An 18,411-nucleotide genomic window follows, 5' to 3' on the forward strand; every position below is an offset into this window, starting at 1 on the left:
CATCAGGGGCCGCGCGCGCCGGCGAGTCAGGCGTCGCGGGCCCGCGCAATGGCCTCTTCGTCGGCCTCGGCCACGTAGAGCGTCAGGGTTTCCCCCGCACGGATGCCGTCGCCATTGAGCGAGTTCCAGCGGCGCAGGTCACTGACCGAGACCTGGAATTGGCGGGCGATGCTGGACAGGGAATCCCCGGGCTGCACCTCGTAGGCGACGCTGCGGCCGTTATCCGAAGAACTTCCTGAACCCGCCTGGGTGACCTGCAACGTATCGCCCGGACGCAGGATGGCATCGCGCTCCAGTTCGTTCGCCGCGCGCAGCTCGCTGATGGTCATGCCCGTACGCTCGCTGATCGTCCACAGGCTGTCGCCTTCCTGGATCTCGTAGGTGTCGAGTTCGCCCGACTCGGCCGCGGCCGCGACCTGGATCTCGGCGTCTTCCTGTCCGGTCACCGGCAGTTTCAGTGTCTGTCCGGCGCGGATGTTGTCGCCATTGAGACCGTTCATTTCGCGCAGTACGGCCACGCGGGTGCCGGCCCGCTGGGCGATGGAGCCGAGGTTGTCACCCCGGGCCACGGTGTATTCGCGGAAGCGGATCAGCGGATCGTCGCCGTGTTCGGCCAGCGCGACTTCCAGGGTCTCGGCCGCATCGTGCGGGATGAACAGGTGCTGGGCATGCGACGGATGGGTGGCGTGGCGCTGATAGCCCGGATTCAGGCGCTTCAGGTCATCCGCCTCGAGCCCGATCATCTCGGCGATCAAGGCGAGATCGGCCTGGCGACCGGGCTCGATCCGCTCCAGCGCCGGTTCATTGGCGATCGGGGTAATCTGTGTCCCGTGTTCGTCGGGCTCCAGAAACAGCTCGCGCAGGGCCAGGAGACGGGGCACGTAGGCGGTCGCCTCGGCCGAGAGCTCGAGGCTCCAGTAGTCGGTCGGCTCCCCACGCGCCGCGTTGCGCTCCATTGCCCGCGTCACGTTGCCCTGGCCGAAGTTGTAGGCGGCCAGGGCCAGGTACCAGTCATCGAAGCGCTGATACAGGGCCTCCAGGTAGTCCAGCGCGGCGAGGGTGGACTGGTAGACATCGCGGCGCCCGTCGTACCAGTGGTCGCGCGTCAGGTCGAAATGGTCGCCGGTCGCCGGGATGAACTGCCAGATGCCGGCGGCACGACCGCTGGAGGTCGCTTCGGCGGCAAAGCCACTCTCCACGATCGGCAGCAACAGCAGCTCGGTCGGCATGTCGCGCTGTTCGATCTCCGAGAGGATGAAGTACGCAAACGGCTCGGCGCGCTCGGTGGAGAGCTGGATGATGCGCGGGTTGGCGCGGTAATGCTCGATGTATTGTTCCACGCGCTCGTGGTGCAGGTCATCGGTAAAGCCGAACCCCAGGCGGGTGCGTTCCCACAGGTCGTCGGTCTCCGCGGCCTGGTCGGCGGCCTCGCGGGCCTGGCGCTCCATGGCGGCCTGGACGTCGGCCTGGGTCGGCCCCTCCACCACAGGCTTGTCGACCTGGGAGGTATCCAGTGCGCGTTCGGAGTCGTGTAGGCTACAGGCAGAGGCCAGCAGGGTCGCCAGGCCCAGGATAATGCCAAGCGGCAGTCGGGAGCGGGGTCGGATCATCATGGCGCTGAAGGATAAACCACACTCCGAGTATCACCAAGACCCTTTTCTGCGTTGGCTTTCTCACTGGTACGAGAAGCCGCAGGGTCGGCGGGTTCGCGAGCGGCTTTTGCAACGGATTCGACAGCACGCAGCAGCCACCCCCGGGGAGGTCGCGATCGAGCTCTCCCCGGTCCCGATGCTCGAGGATTCCGATACCCTGGGCGGCCCGATCGTGCGCATGGACTCCACGCGGCCGGGCCTGTTGATGGAGCCGGAATTCTGGCCGCTGGAATCGGACTGTGCGCGCCGCATCGTGCTGGCCCATCCCTGTGCCTACAGTGACCTGCCGGCCGCAGTGGTCGCCGAGGCCGCCCGGGTGCTGGAGCCGGAGGGCATGGTCTTCATGCTCGAGGGCAACCGCCTGCAGCTGGGCGATCAGGGCGGGGTACGCGTCTCGCCGCTGCCCGAGGGGCTCCGGCGGCGCCAGTACCGCGAGTTCATGGAGTCCGCCGACCTGGAGGTGCTGGAGCAGTGGAGTCTCAGTCTGCTGCCTCCCGGTCTGTCCGAGGCCTGGCAGCAGCGGCTGGCCCCGGTGGACGCCTGGACTCGCCGGGGGCTGCCCCCGCTGGCCAGCGTGATCCTGACCGTTGCCCACAAACGGGTGGATCTACCCTTGCGTCCGACCCCGCAGTACCGCTTCGCCACCCCCAGTCCCCGGCTGCGTCCGGGACTGGTATCCTCGCGCTCCCCTTATTCCCGAGTGCGCCGGACGTATGACTGACGAGCGTGTGTACATCTATACCGACGGCGCCTGTCGCGGTAACCCGGGCCCCGGTGGCTGGGGGGCGATCCTGCGTTACCGGGGGACCGAGCGCGAGCTGTACGGGGCCGAGGCCGAGACCACCAACAATCGTATGGAACTGACGGCCGCGATCCGCGCCCTGGAGACGCTCAAGCGGCCCTGCAAGGTGGAACTGGTCACGGATTCGAAGTACGTCAAGCAGGGCCTGACCGAATGGCTGCCCGGCTGGAAACGCCGCAACTGGAAATCCGCCAGCGGTTCGCCGGTGAAGAATCGCGACCTGTGGGAGGCGCTGGACGCCGAGGCCGCGCGCCACGACATCGAGTGGTACTGGGTGCGTGGTCACAGCGGACACCCGGAGAACGAGCGTGCCGACGAGCTGGCGAATGCCGGCATCGACGCCCTGCTGGCCGGTCAACCCATCGAGAACTGAGGCCGTCATCATGCGACAGATCGTGCTGGACACCGAGACCACCGGCCTGGAGCCGTCCGAGGGGCATCGTGTCATCGAGATCGGCTGTCTGGAGCTGGACAATCGTCGCCCGACCGGGCGCAAGCTGCACGAGTACCTGCAGCCGGACCGGGAGATCGATGCCGGGGCGATCGAGGTCCACGGGATCACCAACGAGTTTCTCGCCGACAAGCCGCGGTTTGCCGATGTCGTCGGTGAGTTCATCGAGTTCGTGCGCGGGGCCGAGCTGATCATCCACAACGCGCCGTTCGATGTCGGCTTTATCAATCACGAGCTGCGTCTGCTGGGCGAGGCCGCGCCGGTCACGGAACTGGTGGAGGTCTGCACCGTGCTGGATTCGCTGGTGATGGCGCGACGTATGCATCCGGGCACGCGCAACTCGCTGGATGCGCTGTGCAAGCGCTACGAGATCGATGCCTCCGGGCGTACGCTGCATGGTGCGCTGCTGGATGCCGAGCTGCTGGCGGACGTCTACCTGGCGATGACCGGCGGGCAGGTCGCCCTGGGGTTGGACGCCGGGGGGGATGCTGGAGCCGAGGCCGGTGCCCCGGCGCGGGCGCAGCGCTCCGGCAAGCCGCTGCCCGTGATCGAGCCGGATGCCGACGAACAGGCCGCGCACGAGGCCCTGCTGCGTACGCTGGACGAAGCGGCGGGCGGCGTCTGCCGCTGGCGTGCGACGACGTCCTGACGCCCCGGGGCTGGCCGGCTCCTCAGGCTTTCCTAAAAAAGCAGGTTGATGACCACCAGCGAGACGGCCATGAACAGCACGGTCATCAGCGAACCGGCGCGCAGGTAGTCGGCCACGCGGTAGCCACCCGGGTCCATGATCAGGGCGTTCACCTGGTGGGTGGGCAGCAGGAAGGAATTGGAAGCGGCGATGGCGACGATCAGCGCGAATACCCGAGGGTCGGCGTCGATGCCGGCTCCCTGGGCGACACTGGCGAAGCTGACGGCCAGCGGGACCAGCAGCACGGTGGCGCCCACGTTCGACATCACCAGCGTGAAGAAGGTGGTCAGCAGAAACACCGCGATCTGCAGTACCCAGACCGGCATATCCTCCAGTTGCGCCATGCCATTGGTCGCGATCCACTCGCCGGCCCCGGAATTTTCCACCGCGAGGCCCAGCGGGATCAGCGAGGCGAGCAGGAATACCGTCTTCCAGCTGATACCGCGGTAGGCCTCGTCCATGGCGATCACGCCGGTGAAGACCATCCCCAGCGCGCCGCCCAGCAACGCCAGTGCCAGTGGCAGGTCGGTGAACAGCACCAGTCCCAGACCCAGTGCCAGCGAGCCGAGCGCGGCCAGCGGCCGGTGAGTCGCGGGTTCCTCCCGCCGCCGGCGCGGGTAGCGGCTGGTGACGACGACGAAGTCGCGGTCGTCCTCCAGCGCCTGCAGGTTCTCCCACGGGGTATGCACCACCAGGGTGTCGCCGGCCTTGAGCGGGGTGTCCGGGACCTCGTCGATGATCAGGTCGTCTCCGCGCTGGATACGCAATACCGAGATGCCGTAGGTGCGGCGCATGCCCCTGTCGCGCACGGTCTGTCCGATCAGGTCGGAGCCGGGTGGAATGATCACTTCGGCAATCCCGCCGTGGCGGGCCGACAGGGCGCGGGCGAACACGTCCAGTTCGTCCTTGAGGATCGTGCCGGTGTGATCACAGGTGTTTTCGATGGTGGTGACCGGGCCGAGGATGGCCAGATGCGCACCGCGCTCCAGCTCGATGTCGCGGTTGGGCTCGATGCGGGTCTCGTCGCCAGTGGTCACCCCGACCACATGCACCCCGAAGGCGGCCTCGAAGTCGCCGACGCGCATCCCGGTCAGCGCGCTGTCGTCACCCAGGCGCGCCTCGCGTACACCGAAATCCATGCCGTAGACATCGCGGAACCAGGCCGAGGTGGTCTGCACCCGGCTCTCGTCCGGATCCTCGTCGCGTGGTACGCGCGCCGGCAGGACCCAGTGCCCGAGGATCGCAAAATAGGCAATCAGGGTCGCCAGCAGGGCCAGCCCGATCGGGGTTACGTCGAACAGCCCGAAGTCGTCCAGGTGTGCGGGCATCAGGTCGTTGAGCAGGATCAGCGGACTGGAGGCGACCAGCGTCAGGGTGCCGCCGACGATCGCGGCGAAGCCCATCGGCATCAGCAGGCGCGAGCGCGGGATGCGCGCGGCGGCCCCAATGCGGTTGATCACCGGCATGAACAGTGCGGCCGCGCCGATGTTCTGCATGAAGCTGGTGACGATGCCCACCGCACCGGAGGTCGTGGCCATCACCCGGCGTTCGGTGCCCCCGCCGAAGCGCAGGATCAGATCCGCCAGGCGGTTCATGATGCCGGAACGGTCCAGCCCCGTGCCAATGATCATCACCGCGATGATCGCGATCACCGCATTGGAGGCGAAGCCCGAGAACAGCGCTTCGCCCTCGACGATCGGGGCCACACCGGGGATCAGTGCCACCATGCCGAGCAGGAACAGCACGCCGAGCGCCGCGAGGTCGATCCGGACGACCTCGGTGACGAACAGCAGGATCGTCAGCCCCAGCAGGCCGAACACGATCCCCATCTCCAGGGTAAAGGCGACCTCCTCCATCTGGGTCGCCCCGGGTTCAGCCCTGCAGACGTTCGCGCAGGGCGTCGAGCAGGCCGTCCATCGGCAGGTGTTCGGCCTCGCTGGCGGTGCGCGCCTGGTACTCGAGTTCGCCGGCGTCCAGACCGCGCTCGCCGATGACCAGGCGGTGCGGGATGCCGATCAGCTCCATGTCGGCGAACATCACCCCGGGGCGCTGTTCGCGATCGTCCAGCAGGACCTGGAAGCCGGCGGCCTCGAGTTCGTCGTGCAGTTTTTCCGCGGCCTCGCGCACGCGCTGGGACTTCTTCGCGCCGATCGGGCACAGGGCGATGTCGAAGGGCGCAATGGCGGTGGGCCAGCAGATGCCGCGCTCGTCGGAGTTCTGTTCGATCGCGGCGGCCACCACGCGCGAGACGCCGATACCGTAGCAGCCCATGGTCACCACCTGTTCGCGGCCGTCCTCGTCCAGTACGCGGGCGCCCAGTGCCTGGCTGTACTTGTCGCCGAGCTGGAAGATGTGGCCGACCTCGATGCCGCGGCGAATCTCGATCGGGCCGGAGCCGTCCGGGGCGGGTTCGCCCTCGGTGATGTTGCGCAGGTCGCTGCTCTCCGGCCGCGGCAGATCACGCTCCCAGTTCACCTGTTTCAGGTGATGGCCGTTCTCGTTGGCCCCGACCACCATGTCGGACATGCCGAGCACCGAATGGTCGGCCAGGACCGGGATCGGGCTGCCGACCGGCCCCAGCGAACCGGGATCGGCACCGAAGGCCGCCCGGATTTCGGCCGCCTCGGCCATGCGCAGCGGCTCGGCGATCCACGGATGCTTTTCCGCCTTCACGGCATTGAGTTCATGGTCACCGCGCAGGATGAGGGCGACCAGGTCGGCATCGACCGCCTCGGAGGCGGCGACCACCAGGGTCTTGACGGTCTGCGCGGTCGGGATGTCGAGGAAGTTCGCCAGGTCCTCGATCGTATGCACCCCGGGGGTAGCGATCTTTTCCATTTCACCGCTGGGTGGCGGGGCCTGCGCCGGCTGCGGGCACATGGCCAGCTCGACGTTGGCCGCATAGCCACCCGGGGAGAAGGCGATGGCGTCTTCGCCGGAACTGGCGAGGACGTGGAACTCGTGCGAGGCATTGCCGCCGATCGCGCCGGTGTCGGCCTCCACCGCGCGGAAATCGAGGCCGCAGCGCTCGAAGATACGGCAGTAGGCATCGTGCATCTGCTGGTAGGTCCGGCTCAGCGAATCGGCGTCGAGGTGGAAGGAGTAGGCGTCCTTCATCAGGAATTCGCGGGCGCGCATGATGCCGAAACGCGGGCGGCGCTCGTCCCGGAACTTGGTCTGGATCTGGTAGTAGTTCACCGGTAGCTGGCGATAGCTGCGGATCTCGCGGCGCACGAGATCGGTGATGACCTCCTCGTGAGTCGGGCCGAAGCAGAAGTCGCGTTCGTGGCGATCCTTCAGGCGCAGCAGCTCGGCTCCGTAGAAGTCCCAGCGACCGGATTCCTGCCACAGCTCGGCCGGCTGCACGGCCGGCATCAGTACCTCCAGCGCACCGGCCCGGTTCATCTCCTCGCGCACAATGTTCTCCACCCGGCGCAGTACGCGCAGCCCCAGTGGAAGCCAGGTGTACAGCCCGGCGGCCAGGCGCCGGACATAGCCGGCGCGCAGCATCAGCTGGTGGGAGACGATCTCGGCGTCGGCCGGGGTTTCCTTCAGGGTGTTCAGCGGGAATTGCGAGACGCGCATCGGGGCAGTCCGTTATCAAGTGCGTGAGAGAAGTGACGGCCCACCGGGCCGCGAGAATTCAGAACGTCGTGCTGTTGGTGCCCCAGAAGTGGCGCGGGGCGTCGGCGAATTCGATATAGACCCGGGCCGGGTCCAGACCCAGTTCGGCCTGCAGGGCGTCGCAGAGCTTGCGTGACAGCTCGCGGGTCAGCCCCTCGGGCAGGCCGATGCTCTTCAGCTCGCAGTAGGCGAGCGGGTCGGTGCTGCCGGCGAAGCACATCGCCGGGTTGTGCGTGCAGGCGACCATCACGTACCCCTCGGGCTTGCCCAGCCAGTCGGCCACCTGCGCGGACAGGCGTTGGCACAGCCCCGCGGGATCGTCGGGCAGGGCGGCGTTGGTCTCGACTCGCAGAAGCGGCATCTCGGCTCCCCTTCGATTGACTGAGGCGCCACATGATACGGCCAGTGGGCGGCTCGTGCAGCGCATTGCGGTCGGCTGATGCGGTGGTGCGGGAGGTGTCTATACTCGCGCTAGGGGATTTCCGATGCGTCTTATGCGCCGCCGTTGCTGTCGGCGCGCAATCGGCGTATAAATTAGAAAACTCTAATATATGTGGGTCCGGCGGGCCCGACAGCACGCAAGGAATCGAAGCCGATGACACTCAAGTGGATGCGCCCGGCCCTCTGGGGTCTGTTGCTGTTGCCGTTCTCTGCCCAGGCGGACTTCCCGTTCGAGACCGCGACTGCGGAACGCCAGACCCTCGCTCAGGAACGCATCCTGGATGGCCGGGTCGAGGCTGTGCAGCGTTCCACGATCTCGGCGCAGACCTCCGGGCGTATCCGCGAGATCTATGTCGATGTCGATGATTTCGTCGAGGCCGACGAGCTGCTGCTGCGGGTCAGCGACTCCGAGCAGCAGGCGCGGGTGAGTCAGGCCGAAGGGGATCTGGCCGAGGCGCGCGCCCGCTTCAACGAGGCCCGCTCGGAGTTCAACCGCATCCAGGATGTCTTCGACCGGGGCGTCGTCTCGCGCTCGGAGTTCGAACGGGCCGAGGCCGAGCTGCAGTCAGCCCGGGCGCGTCTGCGCTCCGCCGAGGGGCGGGTCGAGGAGGCCCGCGAGCAGCTCGGCTATACCGAGGTGTTTGCCCCGTACTCCGGGATTGTCACTGAACGCCATGTCGAGGTGGGTGAATCGGTCAGCCCGGGCTCGCCCCTGCTGTCCGGTATCAGCCTGGATCGGCTGCGAGTGGAGGTGGACGTGCCGCAGCGGCTGATCCATGCGGTGCGCGAGCGCCGCGAGGCCGAGGTGCTGCTGAATGACGACCGGCGCCTCGCGGCCGAGAGCCTGACTATTTTCCCCTATGCCGATCCGGCCAGCTCGACCTTCCGTATCCGCGTGAACCTGCCGGAGCAGGAGGATCTGGGCCTGTTTCCCGGCATGTTCGTGAAAACCGCGTTCTTCCTGAACGAGGTCGAACGCCTGACCGTGCCGCGCGAGGCCGTCGTGTATCGCAGCGAGGTCACCGCGGTCTACGTGATCGATGACGAGGACCGCGTGCGCTTTCGTCAGGTCCGTGTGGGGCGCACATACGACGGCTACATCGAGATCCTCGGTGGCCTGGGCGAGGGCGAGCGCGTGGCGCTGGACCCGGTACACGCAGCGATCTACCTGAAGGAACACCAGCAGGTGGGCGCCGATGAGTGAAGCGAGCACGGAGGCGGCATCCGGCCGCATGGGGATCTCCGGGCGCATCGCCCAGGCCTTTCTGACGACCCAGATCACACCGCTGCTGGCCCTTCTGGGGCTGCTGCTGGGGCTGTTCGCGATCCTCGTGACCCCGCGCGAGGAAGAGCCACAGATCAACGTGACGATGGCCGACGTGTTCATCCCGTTCCCCGGGGCGAGCGCACAGGAGGTGGCGCAGCTGGTGGCGACGCCCGCCGAGCAGGTGCTCTCGGAGATCGAGGGCATCGACGACATCTATTCCACGTCGCGCCCCAACATGGCGCAGATCACGATCCAGTTCGAAGTCGGCGAGGATCGCACGGCGGCGCTGGTACGCCTGTACAACCAGGTGTTCTCCAATCAGGACTGGCTGCCGCCGGGGCTGGGGGTGGGCGAGCCGATCATCAAGCCGATGGGCATCGATGATGTCCCGATCGTCAACGTCACCCTGTGGACCGAGGACGAGAATCGCGGCGGGCACGACCTCCTGCGGGTAGCGCATGCGCTGGAGTCCGAGCTCAAGCGCGTGCCCGGCACACGGGACATCTATACCGTCGGCGGCCCGGATCATGTGGTCCACGTGCGCTTCAAGCCGGAGACCCTGGCGGCCTACAATCTGTCGGTGGACGATCTGCGCGACAGCCTCCAGGCGTCCAATTTCTCGCGCGATGCCGGACGCCTGTACGAGGACGATCAGGAGATCCTGGTCCAGGCCGGCGACTTCATCACCGAGCCCGAGGCGTTCGCCGGGCTGGTGGTCGGGATGCACGACGGGCGACCGATCTATCTGGAGGACGTCGCCGAGGTTGTTCAGGGGCCGGCCTATGCGACCGAACATGTGCGCTTCGCGCATGGCGCGGCGGCCGGGGATCGCGCGCGCGTCGGTGAGAGTCATCCCGCGGTCACGGTCGCGATTGCCAAGCAGCCGGGCACCAATGCCCCGGATATCGCCGATGCCCTGATCGAGCGGCTGGAGCAGTTGCGCGGGACCTATATCCCGGACGGCATCGAGACCACCATCACCCGCAACTACGGCGCGACCGCCGACGACAAGGCCAACACCCTGATCCAGAAGCTCATTCTGGCGACCGCCTCGGTGGTCATTCTGGTCTGGATCGCACTCGGCTGGCGCGAGGCCTTCATCGTCGGCGTGGCCGTGGTGATTACCCTGGCGATTACGCTGTTCGCCTCCTGGGCCTACGGCTTTACGCTCAACCGGGTGTCGCTGTTTGCGCTGATCTTCTCCATCGGGATTCTGGTGGATGATGCGATCGTGGTGGTGGAGAACATCCACCGGCACATGGTCCAGGGCCGCAAGAAGCTGCTCGAGGCGATTCCCTATGCCGTGGACGAGGTCGGCGGACCGACGATCCTTGCGACGTTCACCGTGATCGCGGCGCTGTTGCCGATGGCCTTCGTCACCGGCCTGATGGGGCCGTACATGAGCCCGATCCCCATCAACGCCTCGATGGGGATGATCATCTCGCTGGCCGTGGCCTACGTGGTTACGCCCTGGCTGACCTACAAGGTCCTGCGCCGGCAGGCCGAACAGCACGCGCACGTCGCCCCGACGGGCGGTGGTGGCCACGGTGCAGAGGGCGAGAGCGCCTCGGCCGGGCTGATGAAGATCTTCAACACCCTGCTACGGCCGTTTCTCGGCACCTCCGGGCGCAAGAAGGGCAATCGCCTGGCCCTGTGGGTCGGCACCCTGCTGCTGATCCTCGGCTCGGTGTCGCTGGCCTACTTCCAGCTGGTGGTCATGAAGATGCTGCCGTTCGACGACAAGTCGGAGTTCCAGGTGGTGCTGGACATGCCCGAGGGCACCAGCCTGGAACGCACCTCGATGGTGCTGTCCGAGATGGCGGATTACCTGAAGACCGTGCCCGAGGTCGACAACGTGCAGACCTACGCGGGGACGGCCGCGCCGATCAACTTCAACGGTCTGGTGCGGCAGTACTACCTGCGCGAGGGCAGCCATGTCGGTGATATCCAGGTCAACCTGACCCACGCCTCCGACCGTTCGCGCAAGAGCCATGACATCGCCCTGGGCGTGCGCGAGGCGATCAACGCGATCGCCGATCGCCACGAGGCCGCGGTGAAGGTGGTCGAGGTCCCGCCGGGGCCGCCGGTGATGTCGCCGATCGTGGCCGAGATCTACGGCCCGGACTATAACGGCCAGATCGAGGTCGCAAGGCAGGTGCGCGAGCGGTTCGAGAGCACCGAGGGCATCACCGATATCGATGACTCGGTGGAATATCCGGGGCCGAAGAAGATCCTGCAGGTCGACCGCGAGCGGGCTGCGCGCCTGGGTGTCTCGCAGCAGGCGGTGGTGCAGGCGATCGAGACCGCGCTGTCCGGCGAGGACGTGACCTATCTCTTTGGCGCCAACGTGAAGTATGCGGTCCCCGTGCGTCTCGAGTTCGACCAGGCCGAGAAGGGCAGCCTGGATCCGGTGCTGGGGCTCAAGGTGCGCTCGCGTGACGGCACGCTGGTGCCGCTGTCCGAGGTCGTCAACGTAGTGGACTCGAGCCTCGAGCACTCGATCCATCACAAGAACCTGCTGCCGGTGGTCTACGTGATGGGCGACCTGGCCGGCGGGCTGGACAGCCCGCTGTACGGCATGTTCGACATGTTCTTCGGCCTGCGCGACCAGCCGGTGGCCTACGGCGAGCCCCTGGAGCAGCTGTTCATCAGCCAGCCGGACAACCCGTACAACTTCTCCCTGAAGTGGGACGGCGAGTGGCAGGTGACCTACGAGACCTTCCGCGACATGGGTATTGCCTACTCGGTGGGCCTGATCCTGATCTACCTGCTGGTGGTTGCGCAGTTCCGCTCGTACATGGTGCCGCTCATCATCATGGCCCCGATCCCGCTGACCGTGATCGGGGTGATGCCGGGACATGCATTCATGGATGCGTTCTTTATGGACGCCAAGTTCACCGCGACCTCGATGATCGGGATGATCGCGCTGGCCGGGATCATCGTGCGCAACTCGATCCTGCTGGTGGACTTCATCAACGACGAGATCCGCCGCGGCGTGGACGTGATCGAGGCGGTGGTGCATGCCGGGGCCGTGCGCGCCAAGCCGATCATCCTGACCGGACTGGCGGCGATGGTCGGCGCCGGGTTCATCCTGGATGACCCGATCTTCTCGGGCCTGGCGATCTCGCTGATCTTTGGCGTGTTCGTCTCCACCCTGCTGACGCTGGTGATCATCCCGGTGCTGTACTACCTGTACGTGCGCAACCGGGTCGAGCTGATCCGCGCCCAAGCGGCGTAACGCCAAACTCGGCATTGCGCCCGCGGGTGCAATGCCGGAGTCCGGACCCGGCGTTTTCGCTGCCGGCGCGCGAGCCGCTACAATCGCCGCTTTGACCAAACCGGAGTTACCCGATGGATGTCGAGATGGGAGAAGAGGGCCTGAACGTCCTCGGGATCAGCCGCGAGCAATGCGCGACGCTGGTCGAAGTGCTAAAGGCCAGCGAAGACCAGCGCTTCATGGACGACCCGGAGCTGCGCAAGCTGTTCAAGCTGCTGGCCGTGCTGCAGAGCGACCTCTGGGACGACATGACCGCCGGACAGTTCGACTTCGCCCCCTACAAGAAGCAGTAATCGCCTGCCGCGCAGGCCCGGAGCCCCCTGATGTCCGACAACGGATCCCGCCGTCCCTCGAACTTCGTAATCGGCAATATCTTCCTCGGCGCGGCCGCGCTGATGCTGTTCTTCTTTGTCACCCTGTGGGAGATCCTGGGCGTGGTGGCCCTGGTCCTGTGGATGGCACTGGCGGCTATCGGCGTCTACTTCATCGTGAAGGACAAGGACATCAATCCCGGTGGACCGCCCAACTGACCGCGCCACGCGGGAGACCCGTTACAGGTACAGGATGGCCACGATGGTCACGGCTGCGATCACCGCGACGGCGTCGGCGCTCAGCGCGGCGGCCAGGGTGTGGCGCACGCGCTTGACGCCGATCGCGCCGAAGTAGACGGCGAGCACGTAGAAGGTGGTCTCGGTCGAGCCCTGCAGGGTCGACACCAGGATGCCCACATGGGTGTCCGGGCCGGTGGCCGGGTCCTGCATGATCCCGGCCATGATGCCGTAGGCGCCGGAGCCGGACAGGGGTCGCAGCAGGGCCATCGGCAGGGCCTCGGCCGGCAGGCCGAAAGGCGTGGTCAGCGGCCCGACCAGGCCGACAAACATCCCCAGCGCGCCGCTCTCGCGCAGCATCCCCACCGCGACCAGGATCGCGACCAGATAGGGAATGATGCGCAGGGCGACGTTGAAACCCTCCTTCGCCCCCTCGACGAACACCTCGTAGACCGGCACGCCGCGGATCACGCCGTAGGACAGGAAGCCGACCACCAGCCCGGGAATAATCCAGGGGGCAATCGCCTGGCCGTACACGATCGTCAGCGGGATGATCGCGAGCACCCCCAGCAGGACCAGGACCGAGACCCAGGCCGGGTAGCCCTCGCTGGGGACTTCGATGTTCATCGGCTGCTGCTCGCTCGGACGGTCATCCTGCGTGCGGCGCTGGGCCGAGGGCTCGGGGGCTCCCTCCTGGCCGTCCTCGCGCATCGTTCCCTCCCGTTCGCTGGTCTCATCGGTGGACGGCGAGTCGGCGTCGGGCGCGCGGGTGGGTGGCGGGCTGCGGAAATAGCGCTGCAGGATCAGCGCACTGGTGATGCCGGCGATGGTCGCGAACAGGGTCGCGAACAGGGTGGTCGGAAGGATCGCGGCCGGCGCCTCGGAGCCGAGCGAGGCACGCAGGGCGATCACCCCGGTCGGCAGCAATGTGATGCTGGAGGTGTTGATCGCCAGGAACAGCGCCATCGCGTTGGTCGCAGTGCCCGGATGGGGGTTCAGCTTGTCCAGCTCCTGCATCGCGCGGATGCCGAACGGGGTCGCGGCATTGCCCAGCCCGAGGATGTTGGCGGAGAAGTTCAGGATCATCGCGCCCATCGCCGGGTGCTCCGGCGGGACCGACGGGAACAGACGCACCATCAGCGGGCGCAGCAGCCGTGCCAGCACGGTCAGCAGGCCGCCGGCCTCGGCGATCTTCATCAGGCCGAGGAACAGCGCCATCACCCCGACCAGCCCCAGCGCCAGCTCCACCGCCGAGCCGGCCGCGTCGATCGCGCCCTCGGACAAAGCCTGCATCGGCTGTTCGTCGGGGTCGGTGGACTGGATCTCGCGGATCGCGGCGGTGGCCACGGCGATCACGATCAGCGCGAGAAAGATCAGATTCATGCGCGGTAGTCTGCCATCATCCGCGGTTCTCCCCGCGTGATACACCGCGCAGCACGGCATCCATCGCCCGAGCCGGGAGCAGCCACCCGAGGAAGGCGAACAGTTTGGTCGGGAAGGTGATGCGGTAGCGCACGCGCGGGCGGCGGGCCTCCAGGGCATGCACCACGCAGCGGGTGACCGCCTCCGGCCCGAGGGTGAATGGCGCGTCGGCCTCGGCGTTGGCCATGCGGGCCTCGGCGGCGCGGTAGGTCTCGGCCCAGGGGCTGTGTTCGCGGTGGATGTGACGGCGGAAGGCCTTCAGGGCGTTGGCGCGGAAGGCGCTGCGGATCGGGCCGGGCTCGACGAGCGCCACATGGATGCCGGTACCGTGCAGCTCCTGGCGCAGGGTGTCGCTCAGGCCCTCGATCGCGAACTTGGAGGTCACGTAGGCTCCGCGCAGGCGCAGCGCGGCGAAGCCGAGCACCGACGAGTTCTGGATGATGCGGCCCTCGCCGGCGCGGCGCATCGCCGGCAGCACGGCGTTGGTCAGTTCCAGCCAGCCCAGCACGTTGGTCTCCAGCTGTGCGCGCAGGGTGGCCCGGTTCAGGTCCTCGACCGCGCCGGGCTGGCCGTAGGCCCCGTTGTTGAACAGGCCGTACAGGTGGCCATCGGTACGATGCAGGATCTCGTTGACCGCGCTATGAATGCTGGCGGAGTCGTCCAGGTCCAGCTGCAGGGCCTCGAAGCCCTCGTTCTTCAGGCGCGAGACATCCTCGCCGCGGCGGGCGGTGGCGAAGACGCGATAGCCGCGCGCGCGCAGCGCGCGCGCGGCGTGCAGCCCGATGCCGCTGGAGCAGCCGGTAATCAGTACGGCACGGGGCTGGGACTCGCTCACCGATTCCGGCTCAGTAGGTCAGTGTGGCCACGTCGTCCTCGACGACCTCGCCGATAAAGGCACCCCCGCCGCGCATGCCGTCCAGCTCGGGGATCGCGTTGTCCAGGGTCAAGCCGTTTTCGTCCATCGCGCCCGCACAGGCATAGAAGCGGCAACCGGCCTCATGGGCATCCTGCATGAAGCTGTAGACCGACTTCTCGCGCGCCTCGCCCGGGTAGATCTTCTCCGCTACCCCCTGGCGCAGCAGACGGGTCGTGCCGGCGGCAAAGTACATCTCGACTTCCAGATCCATCGCGGCGGCGACGGTGGCCTGGAAGAACGGGGCCCCCAGCGTGCCGGGGCGGTCCAGGTCCAGGTTCAGCAGCATGATCACGATCTTTTCGGCCATGACGGGTCCTTGCGGGCAGTGCATTCGGGTATGGGGCGAATGATCGGCGCTGCGCTCGCGCGGCGCAAACACGGATTGTCGCCGGGGAAAGCCTTTTATTCGCGTGAAACGCCCGCATAATACGCCTCGAACCGTTTTGTTGCGGCCGTTGTGCGGACGCGAAGCCTGAGGAATACACGCATGCCCATTTACGAGTATCAGTGCAAGGATTGTGGCGAGATCTCCGAGATCCTGCAGAAGATATCCGATCCGCCGGCCACCACCTGCCCCGAGTGTGGCGCCGAGGCCCTGACCAAGCAGGTCTCCGCCGCGGGCTTTCGCCTGGCGGGGGGCGGCTGGTACGAGACCGACTTCAAGAAGGACGGCAAGCGCAACCTGAAGGATGGCGGCGGGGCCGGCAAGAGCGATTCGGCGGCTTCCGGCAAGTCCGAGGCGACTCCCAAAGCGGCGGCGACCGGCACCTGATCGATGCTGGTCTCCCTGCGCCGCTACCTGATTGCAGGGCTGCTGGTCTGGCTGCCGCTGATCGTCACTGGCTTCATCATCAAGCTGCTGGTCGACCTGCTGGACTTCACCATCCTCCTCCTGCCGCCGGCCTGGCGGCCGGAGGCCGTGCTTGGTTTTTCGATCCCTGGTGCCGGGATCGTGATCGCCATCGTGGTCGTGTTTGTGACCGGCGTGATCGTGGCCAATATCGTCGGCCGCAAGCTGGTCTCGCTGGGCGAGTCCATCGTGCACCGCATCCCGCTGGTGAGCTCGATCTACGGGGCGGTCAAGAAGCTCACCGAGACGGTGCTGGCCGATGGCGGACAGGCCTTTCGCAAGGTGGTGTTGATCGAGTACCCGCGACGGGGACTGTGGTCTGTGGGTTTTCTGACCGGCACGGGTGCCGGCGAGGTGCAGGATCGCACCGAGCGCGACGTGATCACTGTGTTCGTCCCCACCACGCCCAACCCCACCTCGGGCTTTGTGCTGCTGGTCCCGCGCGAGGAGGCGATCGAGCTCGACATGACGGTGGAAGACGGGCTCAAGTTCGTGATGTCCATGGGCGTGGTCACGCCGCTGTCGAGCCCCACCGAGGCGCCGGCTCCGGTTGCGCGAGAGCAGGGCAAATCGTAAGATTTCCGGCCTTTTCGCGGGCGCAGGCGCGAGGTTTGCCCCGTTTTCCCGACTAACCGTGCAGGCCCTCCGTGGGCGTGCCCTTCGGCTGGAACAGCGTAATGCGAACTCATCTGTGTGGACGTGTCACCGAGAACGAACTCGACTCGGAGGTGACCCTTTGCGGCTGGGTGAACCGCCGGCGTGACCACGGTGGCGTGATCTTCGTCGACCTGCGCGACCACGCGGGCCTGGTCCAGGTGGTGTTCGACCCCGACCGTGAAGAGGTCTTCGCGCGTGCCGAACAGCTGCGCAGCGAGTACGTGATCCGTATGACCGGCCGCGTTCGCCGGCGCCCCGAGGGCACCGAGAACCCCGATCTGACCACCGGTGCGGTGGAGATCCTGGGCCTGGAGCTGGAGGTCCTGAACGCCGCGAAGACCCCGCCGTTCCCGCTGGACGACGAGGACGTCGGCGAGGACACCCGCCTGCGCTATCGCTACATGGACCTGCGTCGCCCGGTGATGCAACAGCGCCTGCGCCTGCGCGCGCAGGTGACGGCCGCCATGCGCCGCTTCCTCGAGACGCGCGAGTTCCTCGATCTCGAGACCCCGATGCTGACCAAGGCCACGCCGGAGGGCGCGCGCGACTACCTGGTGCCCAGCCGCACGCATCCCGGCAGCTTCTTCGCCCTGCCGCAGTCGCCGCAGCTGTTCAAGCAGCTGCTGATGATGTCCGGCATGGACCGCTACTACCAGATCACCCGCTGCTTCCGCGACGAGGACCTGCGCGCCGACCGCCAGCCGGAGTTCACCCAGCTGGACATGGAGATGGCCTTCGTCGACGAGGCCGACGTGATGGACGTGACCGAGGGCCTGATCCGCCACCTGTTCCGCGAGGTGCAGGGCGTGGAGCTGCCGGATCCGTTCCCGCGCATGGCCTACGCCGAGGCGATGGCCCGCTTTGGCTCCGACAAGCCCGATCTGCGCATCCCGCTGGAGTTCACCGAGCTGACCGAGGTGATGCAGGCGGTGGAATTCAAGGTCTTCAACGGCCCGGCGAACGACCCCGAGGGTCGCGTGGCCGCGCTGCGCGTGCCGGGCGGGGCGAAGCTCACGCGCAAGGAGATCGACGTCTACACCGAGTACGTCGGCCGCTACGGCGCGAAGGGCCTGGCCTACATCAAGGTTAACGACCCGGCGGATCTCGAGGGTGGGCTGCAGTCGCCGATCCTGAAGTTCCTGCCGGAGGACGTGACCCGGCAGATCCTCGAGAAGACCGCGGCCGCCGCCGGCGACCTGATCTTCTTCGGCGCGGACAAGGCCTCGGTGGTCAACGAGGCGATCGGTGCGCTGCGCGTGAAGCTCGGCCACGACCTCGAGCTGGTCGAGGCGGGCTGGCAGCCGCTGTGGGTGGTCGACTTCCCCATGTTCGAGTACGACGACGGGGACAAGCGCCTGTACGCCCTTCATCACCCGTTCACCGCCCCGGCGGTGGACAGCCCGGACGCGCTGCGCGCCAACCCGCGCGAAGCCCTGTCCCGCGCCTACGACATGGTGCTCAACGGCACCGAGGTGGGCGGCGGCTCCATCCGTATCCACAATCCGGAGATGCAGCAGGCCGCGTTCGAGGCCCTAGGGATCGGCGAAGACGAGGCACGCGAGAAATTCGGCTTCCTGCTGGATGCGCTGGAATTCGGCGCGCCGCCGCATGGTGGCCTGGCCTTTGGTCTGGATCGCCTGGTGATGCTGATGAGCGGCGCCCACTCCATCCGCGACGTGATGGCCTTCCCCAAGACCCAGACGGCCGCCTGCCTGCTGACCGATGCCCCGGCGCCGGTGGGCGAGAAGCAGCTGCGCGAGTTGGGCATCCGCCTGCGCGCCAGCGCTACGCAACAGGCCGGGTAGGCAACGGGCCG

The 18,411-nt window shown here is 67.1% G+C and carries 17 protein-coding genes; 10 read left to right on the plus strand and 7 right to left on the minus strand.

The annotated features are described in order from the left end of the window. Positions 1-26: 26 nt before the first annotated feature. A complete protein-coding gene (locus tag TK90_RS02465; RefSeq protein WP_041444170.1) occupies positions 27-1,613 on the minus strand; it encodes a LysM peptidoglycan-binding domain-containing protein in 1,587 nt (528 codons plus the stop codon). Between TK90_RS02465 and TK90_RS02470 the strand changes: the two genes are divergently transcribed. The 3 genes from TK90_RS02470 to dnaQ are packed head-to-tail and all read left to right on the plus strand — an operon-like array spanning position 1,612 to position 3,554. After that, a complete protein-coding gene (locus TK90_RS02470; protein ID WP_012981912.1) occupies positions 1,612-2,373 on the plus strand; it encodes a hypothetical protein in 762 nt (253 codons plus the stop codon). The genes TK90_RS02465 and TK90_RS02470 overlap by 2 nt on opposite strands. Beyond that, a complete protein-coding gene (gene rnhA, locus TK90_RS02475; protein WP_012981913.1) occupies positions 2,366-2,827 on the plus strand; it encodes a ribonuclease HI in 462 nt (153 codons plus the stop codon). The genes TK90_RS02470 and rnhA overlap by 8 nt, the downstream gene beginning before the upstream one ends. A gap of 10 nt (positions 2,828-2,837) precedes the next feature. After that, complete coding sequence (gene dnaQ / locus TK90_RS02480) at positions 2,838-3,554, plus strand: DNA polymerase III subunit epsilon (protein WP_012981914.1); 717 nt, start codon at positions 2,838-2,840, stop codon at positions 3,552-3,554. A 32-nt stretch (positions 3,555-3,586) separates the two neighbouring features. On the opposite strand, the gene TK90_RS02485 is transcribed toward dnaQ, so the two are convergent. From TK90_RS02485 to TK90_RS02495, 3 genes are read right to left on the minus strand one after another with little or no spacing between them, the layout of a single operon-like run. Further along, a complete protein-coding gene (locus tag TK90_RS02485; protein WP_012981915.1) occupies positions 3,587-5,449 on the minus strand; it encodes an SLC13 family permease in 1,863 nt (620 codons plus the stop codon). A gap of 16 nt (positions 5,450-5,465) precedes the next feature. Next, positions 5,466-7,178, minus strand: coding sequence for a proline--tRNA ligase (locus TK90_RS02490; protein WP_012981916.1), 1,713 nt, complete (start codon positions 7,176-7,178; stop codon positions 5,466-5,468). 58 nt (positions 7,179-7,236) lie between these two features. After that, on the minus strand, positions 7,237-7,578 hold the full coding sequence (locus TK90_RS02495; protein WP_012981917.1) for a phenylpyruvate tautomerase MIF-related protein: 342 nt from the start codon (positions 7,576-7,578) through the stop codon (positions 7,237-7,239). A 234-nt stretch (positions 7,579-7,812) separates the two neighbouring features. Here TK90_RS02495 and TK90_RS02500 point away from each other — a divergent pair, with 234 nt between their 5' ends. From TK90_RS02500 to TK90_RS02515, 4 genes are all read left to right on the plus strand, one after another. After that, on the plus strand, positions 7,813-8,862 hold the full coding sequence (locus tag TK90_RS02500) for an efflux RND transporter periplasmic adaptor subunit (protein ID WP_012981918.1): 1,050 nt from the start codon (positions 7,813-7,815) through the stop codon (positions 8,860-8,862). After that, positions 8,855-12,163, plus strand: coding sequence for an efflux RND transporter permease subunit (locus tag TK90_RS02505; RefSeq protein WP_012981919.1), 3,309 nt, complete (start codon positions 8,855-8,857; stop codon positions 12,161-12,163). The genes TK90_RS02500 and TK90_RS02505 overlap by 8 nt, the downstream gene beginning before the upstream one ends. A gap of 113 nt (positions 12,164-12,276) precedes the next feature. Next, positions 12,277-12,495 carry a hypothetical protein gene (locus tag TK90_RS02510; RefSeq protein ID WP_012981920.1) on the plus strand — a complete coding sequence of 73 codons (219 nt, stop codon included), beginning with the start codon at positions 12,277-12,279 and terminating at the stop codon, positions 12,493-12,495. Positions 12,496-12,525: 30 nt separating this feature from the next. Beyond that, on the plus strand, positions 12,526-12,732 hold the full coding sequence (locus TK90_RS02515; RefSeq protein WP_012981921.1) for a hypothetical protein: 207 nt from the start codon (positions 12,526-12,528) through the stop codon (positions 12,730-12,732). Between the two features lie 21 nt (positions 12,733-12,753). Here the strand turns inward: TK90_RS02515 and TK90_RS02520 are convergent, their stop codons facing one another. Genes TK90_RS02520 through TK90_RS02530 form a run of 3 tightly spaced genes read right to left on the minus strand, consistent with a single transcriptional unit; the run spans position 12,754 to position 15,395 of the window. After that, positions 12,754-14,133 (minus strand): nucleoside recognition domain-containing protein, encoded by a 1,380-nt coding sequence (locus TK90_RS02520; RefSeq protein ID WP_012981922.1) that lies wholly within the window; start codon positions 14,131-14,133, stop codon positions 12,754-12,756. A gap of 16 nt (positions 14,134-14,149) precedes the next feature. After that, positions 14,150-15,007 (minus strand): SDR family NAD(P)-dependent oxidoreductase, encoded by an 858-nt coding sequence (locus TK90_RS02525; RefSeq protein ID WP_012981923.1) that lies wholly within the window; start codon positions 15,005-15,007, stop codon positions 14,150-14,152. A 10-nt stretch (positions 15,008-15,017) separates the two neighbouring features. After that, on the minus strand, positions 15,018-15,395 hold the full coding sequence (locus TK90_RS02530) for a DsrE family protein (protein WP_012981924.1): 378 nt from the start codon (positions 15,393-15,395) through the stop codon (positions 15,018-15,020). A 180-nt stretch (positions 15,396-15,575) separates the two neighbouring features. Here TK90_RS02530 and TK90_RS02535 point away from each other — a divergent pair, with 180 nt between their 5' ends. The 3 genes from TK90_RS02535 (at position 15,576) to aspS (ending at position 18,400) form a co-directional block, all read left to right on the plus strand. Further along, entirely contained in the window at positions 15,576-15,860 is a 285-nt protein-coding gene (locus TK90_RS02535) for an FmdB family zinc ribbon protein (RefSeq protein ID WP_012981925.1), read from the plus strand. A 3-nt stretch (positions 15,861-15,863) separates the two neighbouring features. Continuing rightward, the gene (locus TK90_RS02540) at positions 15,864-16,514 is read left to right on the plus strand and encodes a DUF502 domain-containing protein (protein ID WP_012981926.1); all 651 of its coding nucleotides are present in this window, start codon (positions 15,864-15,866) and stop codon (positions 16,512-16,514) included. 101 nt (positions 16,515-16,615) lie between these two features. Continuing rightward, a complete protein-coding gene (aspS, locus tag TK90_RS02545; RefSeq protein ID WP_012981927.1) occupies positions 16,616-18,400 on the plus strand; it encodes an aspartate--tRNA ligase in 1,785 nt (594 codons plus the stop codon). Positions 18,401-18,411 lie beyond the last annotated feature (11 nt).

The organism is Thioalkalivibrio sp. K90mix (genome assembly GCF_000025545.1).
Lineage (GTDB): Bacteria > Pseudomonadota > Gammaproteobacteria > Ectothiorhodospirales > Ectothiorhodospiraceae > Thioalkalivibrio.